2 protein-coding genes are annotated in these 1,316 nt (G+C 40.3%); one reads left to right on the plus strand and one right to left on the minus strand.

The features are described from left to right. Window positions 1-147 (plus strand): IS5 family transposase (locus tag MOY_RS16020; protein WP_009101889.1); only part of this gene is annotated, 147 nt, incomplete at its 5' end. A 348-nt stretch (window positions 148-495) separates the two neighbouring features. Here MOY_RS16020 and MOY_RS16025 read toward each other — a convergent pair. Beyond that, on the minus strand, window positions 496-1,316 hold an 821-nt coding region (locus MOY_RS16025; protein WP_009101892.1), incomplete at its 5' end, for a Crp/Fnr family transcriptional regulator.

Raw genomic sequence — 1,316 nt, forward strand, 5'->3', positions numbered from 1 at the left:
AATGTGATAGAACGCTGCTTTAGCTGGCTTAAAGAATGTCGCCGGATCGCCACACGCTATGAAAAGCTGGCAAGTAGCTTTAAGGCGATGGTATGCGTGGCGTGCATCGACCGTTGCTTGCGAGCCAACTTTTCGTACAAAACCTAATCCACTCCTTGTATGATTAAATTTCAGGCCAAATGTAATACCGTTAAAACATAAACGACTTCCGTTGTGCATAAGCTGATTTTCATGAAAACTTAGCACAACGATTAATGTAGCCATTACAAGCAAGCTTGCAACCTACACGTAGCCGCTTTATAACCCAAGTTATAACATCAACTATTTAATTAATAGCGGGCCGCAAAAGATCGCTAAAAAACTGTTTAAAAACAAACACTTAAAACACAACCCCAATCACTTTAACAAAAATTAAAAATACACCTATCATCTGAAAACCAATAGACCACAGCGAAACAACGGTTAATTCTTTCTCAAAGTGCCCTACCTTAACCATTAATGCAAACACACATGCCCATAAACAAACGCCTTATCAAAATCTGTAATTTTTGCCATCTCCTCGGGCTGTATTATCTTGATGCTACTGCGCGTTTTACGAATGAGTTTTTTCTGCTCCAGCGCTGTCATACAGCGGCTAACGTGAACACTGGTCATTCCAAGAAGCTCCCCCACTACATTTTGCGTCACGGGAAATGAAAAAACATTACTGGTTAACAACCCTTTAAATTTAAACCTTTCATAAACTTCAAGTAAAAAATGCGCTACGCGCTCTTCTGACCGGTGATGTGTGCAGCTTCTAAGCCGTTCGATTGAAATATTGTCATTCACAAGCACATAAGAGGTAGCAGCTTCCCTCACTTCATCACGCTCCCTAAAAAGCTGATGCAAGTCACTCACAGAAAACCTTTCTAACTTACAGTTAGTTAATGCCAACATCGCGACATCATGATTATCAAAAAAACTCTCACGCAGCCCAATAATGTCGCCGGGCATAAATATATTACATATATCTTGACCTCTTTTAATTGCAGCATGCGCCAAGCTAACCCAGCCCTCTTTTACTAAAAAAAGATCTGACTTTTCATTACATAACGAAAAAACCTTCTGGTTCTTTTTTAGCTCCACGTCTCTTTTATACACGCGGGACAGGGCTTCTATGGACTCTTCATTAAGGGGGCCGTAAAGGCTAAGAACTTTCTCTAAACGAATATTTAAATTGTCGCCACCTAAGCCTGCTAACCTGGCACCTTTATTTTCATCACCTGGCCACTTATACTCATCTGCTGTTACTTTATCCATTTCTACACTTCCTTGTA

It is taken from the genome of Halomonas sp. GFAJ-1, from assembly GCF_000236625.2.
In the GTDB taxonomy this organism is placed as follows: Bacteria; Pseudomonadota; Gammaproteobacteria; order Pseudomonadales; family Halomonadaceae; genus Vreelandella.